The organism is Streptomyces sp. TAA040 (assembly GCF_000424845.1).
Map to the genome: position 1 here is coordinate 1 of NZ_AUKR01000054.1, position 5,743 is coordinate 5,743.

Annotated in this window: 5 protein-coding genes; all 5 read right to left on the reverse strand. The window is 67.7% G+C overall.

The genetic code is table 11. The features are described 5' to 3' along the window. Positions 1 to 2 precede the first annotated feature (2 nt). Positions 3 to 1,007 (reverse strand): ABC transporter ATP-binding protein, encoded by a 1,005-nt coding sequence (locus H300_RS0121455; protein WP_051270276.1) that lies wholly within the window; start codon positions 1,005 to 1,007, stop codon positions 3 to 5. 11 nt (positions 1,008 to 1,018) lie between these two features. Beyond that, positions 1,019 to 2,095, reverse strand: coding sequence for an ABC transporter permease (locus H300_RS0121460; RefSeq protein WP_078516214.1), 1,077 nt, complete (start codon positions 2,093 to 2,095; stop codon positions 1,019 to 1,021). Continuing rightward, positions 2,088 to 3,011: an ABC transporter permease gene (locus H300_RS0121465; protein WP_028429023.1), complete on the reverse strand. Its 924-nt coding sequence runs from the start codon at positions 3,009 to 3,011 to the stop codon at positions 2,088 to 2,090. Before H300_RS0121465 ends, H300_RS0121460 begins: the two co-directional genes overlap by 8 nt. Before the next feature lie 68 nt (positions 3,012 to 3,079). Next, positions 3,080 to 4,723, reverse strand: a complete 1,644-nt coding sequence (locus tag H300_RS0121470) for an ABC transporter substrate-binding protein (protein WP_028429024.1) — start codon at positions 4,721 to 4,723, stop codon at positions 3,080 to 3,082. Positions 4,724 to 4,947: 224 nt separating this feature from the next. Then, positions 4,948 to 5,743, reverse strand: a 796-nt coding sequence (locus H300_RS0121475) for an oligopeptide/dipeptide ABC transporter ATP-binding protein (RefSeq protein ID WP_028429025.1), incomplete at its 5' end; no start/stop codon positions are given.

A 5,743-nucleotide genomic window follows, 5' to 3' on the forward strand; every position in this document is an offset into this window, starting at 1 on the left:
GCTCAGCCATGGAGGGTCTCCTTCCAGAAGTGGCAGGCACTGCCCCGGCCGACCAGGGCGGTGCCGTCCTCCTCGGTGACCGGGTACAGCGGCGGCACGTCCGACGTGCAGATGTCCCGTGCCTGCGGGCAACGCGGGTTGAAGGCGCACCCGGGCGGGACGTGCGCCATGTTCGGCGGCAGGCCCTTGATGGCGTAGAGCTCGTGGCCCTTCTGGTCCAACCGCGGGATCGAGTCCAGCAGACCGCGCGTGTACGGATGCGCCGGCCGCTTGTACAACTCGTGCACCGGCGCCGTCTCCACGATACGACCCGCGTACATCACCGCGATCTTGTCCGCCACATCCGCCACCACACCCAGATCATGAGTGATCAGAATGAGCCCCATGTGGAACTCACGCTGCAACTCCGCCAGCAGATCCATCACCTGCGCCTGCACCGTCACATCCAGCGCAGTCGTCGGCTCGTCCGCAATGATCAGATCCGGCTCCAACGCCAACGCCATCGCGATCATGATCCGCTGCCGCATACCCCCCGAGAACTGATGCGGATAATCATTCACCCGCTCCCGAGCCGCCGGAATACGCACCCGCTCCATCAACTCGATGGAACGCGCCTTCGCGTCCTTTTTCGACAACCCCTCGTGCACCCGGAACATCTCACCGAGCTGATACCCCACACTCAGCACCGGATTCAACGACGACAACGCATCCTGAAAGATCATCGCGATCTTCCGGCCACGCAACTGACGCCGCTCCTCCCCCGGCATCCGCAACATGTCCCGCCCCCGGAACAGAATCTCCCCCTGCGGAATACTCCCCGGCGGCATGTCCAGAATGCCCATCACCGCCTGCGCCGTCACCGACTTCCCCGACCCCGACTCCCCCAGCACAGCCAGCGTCTCACCCGCATCAACCGAGTAGTTCACCCCGTTGACAGCCTTCACCACCCCGTCGCGGGTGCGGAACTCGACGTGCAGGTCGCGCACGTCCAGCAGCGGTTCGCTCATCGTGGCCCTCCTCAGCGCAGCTTGGGGTCGAGGGCGTCGCGGACCGCGTCGCCGAGCATGATGAACGCCAGCACCGTGACGCTCAGCGCGCCCGCCGGGTAGAGCAGGATGTGGGGAGCGTTGCGGAACTGCATGCCGTTCGACGCGTTGGAGATGTCCACCCCCCAGGAGACGGTGGGGGGCCGCAGGCCCACCCCAAGGAAGCTCAGGGTGGCCTCCAGCGCGATGTAGGTCCCCAGGGCGATGGTGGCCACCACGATCACCGGCGCGATCGCGTTGGGCATGATGTGCCGCAGCAGCAGCCGGGGGCTGCCGGCCCCCAGAGCCCTGGCCGCCTGGACGTAGTCGTTCTGCTTCGCGGTGATGACCGACCCGCGGGCGATGCGGGCGATCTGCGGCCAGGCCAGCAGGGTGATCACACCGACCACCGGCCAGATGCCCTCCGTGCGGATCATCGCCAGGAAGACCAGGGCACCGAGGATCAGCGGAATACCGAAGAAGATGTCCGTGACGCGGGAGAGCAGCGCGTCCCAAGCTCCGCCGAAGAAGCCGGCCAGCCCTCCGAAAGCGGCCCCCAGCAGCGCGACCCCGAGCGTGGCACAGACACCGACCGTCACGGAGGCGCGGGCGCCGTAGACGGTGCGGGTGTAGACGTCGCACCCCTGGGTGTCGAATCCGAACCAGTGACCCGGCTCCGCCCCGCCGAGGGAGCGGGAGAGCCGGCAGTCCAACGGGTCGCGGGTGGCGATCAGCCCCGGCCAGAGCGAGATGACCACGAGGAAGAGGATCAGCAGTGCGGAGAGGATGAAGATGGGGCGGCGGCGCAACTCGTGCCAGGCGTCCGACCACAGGCTGCGGGAGCGCTCGTCGGCCGGCGGGGGTGTGCCGTCGCCGCCGGACTCCAGCGTCTCGCCCTCCGCGGTGGCGAGGTCGATTTCCGCGCCGGCACCGCCGATCAGTTGCCGGGGGTCGGCGGCCCCGGCGACGTCCGCGGGGCCGGAGTCGTCGCCCCGGTGCGCGTCCGGGGCCCCCGCGGCGCCGTCGCCGTGCGGGGCGTCGTGGTCAGGACGGTCAGGACGGTCATGCATAGCGAATCCTCGGGTCCAGGACCGCGTAGAGCAGGTCGACGATCAGGTTGGCGATCAGGAACACCAGCACCAGGATGGTCACGAAGCCCACCACCGTCGGCGAGTTCTGCCGCAGCACCCCCTGGTACAGCTGGTAGCCGACTCCCTGGATGTTGAAGATCCGCTCCGTCACCAGGGCCCCGGCCATCAGGTTCCCGACATCGGTGCCGAGGTAGGTCACCACCGGGATCAGCGAGTTCCGCAACAGGTGGCGGACGGTCACCCGCCGACCGGGGAGCCCCTTGGCGACCGCGGTGCGGATGTAGTCCGCGCGGACGTTCTCCGCGACGGATGTCCTGGTGAGCCGGGTGACGTACGCCAGTGAGACCAGGGCGAGGATCACACCGGGTAGCAGCAGCTCACTGAGCGGGGCCTCGGGGCTGACGGCAGGGCTCGTCCACCCCAGGCGGACCCCGAAGAGGAACTGCGCCAGCACACCGGTGACGAAGGTCGGGACGGCGATCACCACGAGCGAGAGCAGCAGCACCGAGGAGTCGATGCCGCCGCCCTTGCGCAGACCCGAGACGACTCCGAGCACGATGCCGAGCACCACCTCCACGACGATCGCCACCAGCATCAACCGGAACGAGATCGGCAGGGCGTTGGTGAGCAGCTCGGTCACCGGTTGGCCGTTGAAGGCGGTGCCGAAGTCACCGGTGAAGATCTTGGCCATGTACAGCAGGTACTGCTGCCACAGGGGCTTGTCGAGGTCGAACTCGGCACGCAACTGGGCCGCGGTGGCCGGGTCCGGAGTGCGGTCTCCGAACAGCGCCGCGACCGGGTCGCCGAGCGCGTGCACCATGACGAAGATCAGGAAGGTGGTCCCGATGAACACCGGGATCATCTGGAGCAGTCGGCGGATGACGTATTGCCCCACGCAAGGCCTCCTCGGAATGCGTAGCGGCCCGGGCGCCGCTCAGCCGGTGAGCGGCGCCCGAAACCCGATCAGCTGACCGTGATCTCGGTGTAGACCGGGACCGAGAAGGGGTTGAGCTCGACGTTGTCCACCCGCTCCGAGTAGCCCGCGCTGCCGTTCTGGTACCAGAGCGGAATGGCCGGCATGTCCTCGACGAGGACCTCCTCTGCCTGCCGGAACTTCTCGATCGCCTCGTCCTGCTCCTGGGCCGCGTTGGCCTCCTCGACGAGGTTGTCGAACTCGGAGCTGTTGTAGCCGGCGTCGTTCGAGGAGGCGTCGGTGAAGTACAGCGGCTGGAGGAAGTTCTGGATCAGCGGGTAGTCCATCTGCCAGCCGGTGCGGAACATCCCGTTCATCTGGTCGCCGGTGATCCGCTTGCGGTACTCGGCGAAGGTGCTCACCGGGTTGACGGTGCACGCGTCGTTGTCGTCCAGCACGTTGTTGATGCTGTTGCAGACCGCGTCCATCCACTGCCGGTGGGAGCCGGTGTCCACGTTCGAGCTGAGCGTGACGCTCCCGCCGGGCAGCCCCCCGCCGTCCTCGATCATCTGCCTGGCCTGCTCCGGGTCGTAGGTGCAGACGTCACCGCAGAGGTCGTCGGAGTAGCCGCCCGCCTCGCCGAGCACCGGCGAGGTGAAGTCGGTGGCGGGGGTGCGGGTGTCGGAGAAGATCTTGTCGGTGATCTCCTCCCGGTTGATCGCCATCGAGATCCCGCGGCGCACCTGCGCCCTGTCCTCGCCACCCCAGTCCTCGTCGTAGAGGGGGAAGGAGATGGTCTGGATGATGCCGGCCGGCTGGTTGAGGTACCGGCCGTCCAGGTCACGTTCGGCGTTCTGCACCTGCGCCGCGGGAACGTCGTCGACGACGTCGAGGTTGCCGGCCTGCACGTCGGTGTACGCGGTGTTGTTGTCGGTGTAGACCCGCAGTTCCACGCCCTCGTTCTGCGGCTCGTCGTCGCCCGCGTACTCCTCGTTGACGGAGAGTTTCATCGACTGCCCGCGAGTGTAGGAGTCCACCTTGTACGGGCCGTTGCCGACCGGCTTCTCCAGCCAGGCGTCGTGGTCGTCGAAGAAGGACTGCGGCAGCGGCGCGTAGGCGTTGTAGCCGAGGGTCTCGGGCCAGAGCGAGAACTCCTCGGTCAGCCGGACCGTGAAGGTGTAGTCGTCGACGACTTCGAGGCCGGACATGGTCTCGGCGGTGGGCTTCGCGTCCTCCTCCGCCGGGTGGACCTCGTCGTACCCCTCGATGAACTGGAAGAAGTACGCGTTGATCTGGTTGTTGGTCAGCAGGGCGCCGTAGTTCCAGGCGTCGACGAAGGAGGAGGCGGTGACCTCGGTGCCGTCGCTGAACTTCCAGCCTTCCTTGATCTTCACGGTGAAGTTCTGCTGGTCGTCCGTCTCGATGGACTCGGCCATCGCGTCCTGGGCCTCCCCGGTCTCCGGGTCGTACCGCTTCAGTCCGCGGAAGGCCATGTCGAGCACCTTGCCGCCCTGCACCTCGTTGGTGTTCGCGGGTTCCAGCGGGTTCTGCGGATCGCCCCAGGAGGCGCGGACCACACCGGAGCCGCTGCCCGCGCTTCCGCTGTCGTCGCCTCCCCCTCCGCAGGCGCCTGCCGCGAGGGCGATCGCCGTCGCCGACGCGACGGCCCAGGTGACGCGCGTGGCTCCGCGCATAAGGTGCCTCCAGAGTCAAATGGTCACTTTGACTCCATAACACCCCCGCAGCGGCACGGAAGCACGCGTGCAGCGCCCGTCCGAGTGGATCGGCCCGCAGAAACCCCCGTATGCAGGAGGGCGGACCACCCGGATGCCGGAGCCCCGGGAACGCGCGAGGCGGTGCCCGGGCCGCAGGGGCCCGGGCACCGCCTTGTGCGCTCGGCAGCAGCGGAGCACGGCCGTCACACGTGGATCACGTCCCGCTCCTCGGCGAAGTGGCAGGCCGACTCGTGCCCGGCGCCGTCCGTCCGGTCCTCGAAGACCTTCGGCACCGCCAACAGCGGCACCTGCTCGGCGCACAGGTCCTGCGCCTTCCAGCAGCGGGTGCGGAACCGGCAGCCGGAGGGCGGATCGGCGGGAGAGGGGACGTCACCCGAGATGAGGATCCGCTTCCGCTCCTCCCGGTTCTCCGGATTGGGCTGCGGTACGGCGGAGAGCAGCGCCTGGGTGTACGGGTGGGTCGGGTGCTCGTAGATCTCGGCATCACGGCCGAGTTCGGCCATCTTGCCCAGGTACATGACGCCGACGCGGTCGGAGATGTGCCGGACGATCGACAGGTCGTGCGCGATGAACAGGTAGGACAGGTTGAACTCGTCCTGGAGCTTGTCCATCAGGTTGATCACCTGCGCCTGCACCGACACGTCCAGCGCCGACACCGGCTCGTCGCACACGATGATCTCCGGATTCAGCGCCAGACCCCGCGCGATCCCGATACGCTGCCGCTGACCACCGGAGAACTGGTGCGGGTACCGGTTGACGTACTCGGGATTCAACCCGACCACGTCCAGCAGTTCCTGCACCTTCCGACGCCGATCCCCCTTCGGCGCCACCTCCGGATGAATCTCGAACGGCTCACCGATGATGTCCGCCACCGTCATCCGCGGATTCAACGACGTGTACGGATCCTGGAACACCATCTGGATGTTCCGCCGCACCGCCTTCAACGCCCGACCCGACAACCGCGAGATGTCCTCGCCC

Excerpts from the sequence above, each read along its gene's own strand:
- H300_RS0121455 (WP_051270276.1), bottom strand. The coding sequence starts at position 1,007 with ATGAGCGAACCGCTGCTGGACGTGCGCGACCTGCACGTCGAGTTCCGC.
- H300_RS0121460 (WP_078516214.1), bottom strand. The coding sequence starts at position 2,095 with ATGCATGACCGTCCTGACCGTCCTGACCACGACGCCCCGCACGGCGAC.
- H300_RS0121470 (WP_028429024.1), bottom strand. The coding sequence starts at position 4,723 with ATGCGCGGAGCCACGCGCGTCACCTGGGCCGTCGCGTCGGCGACGGCG.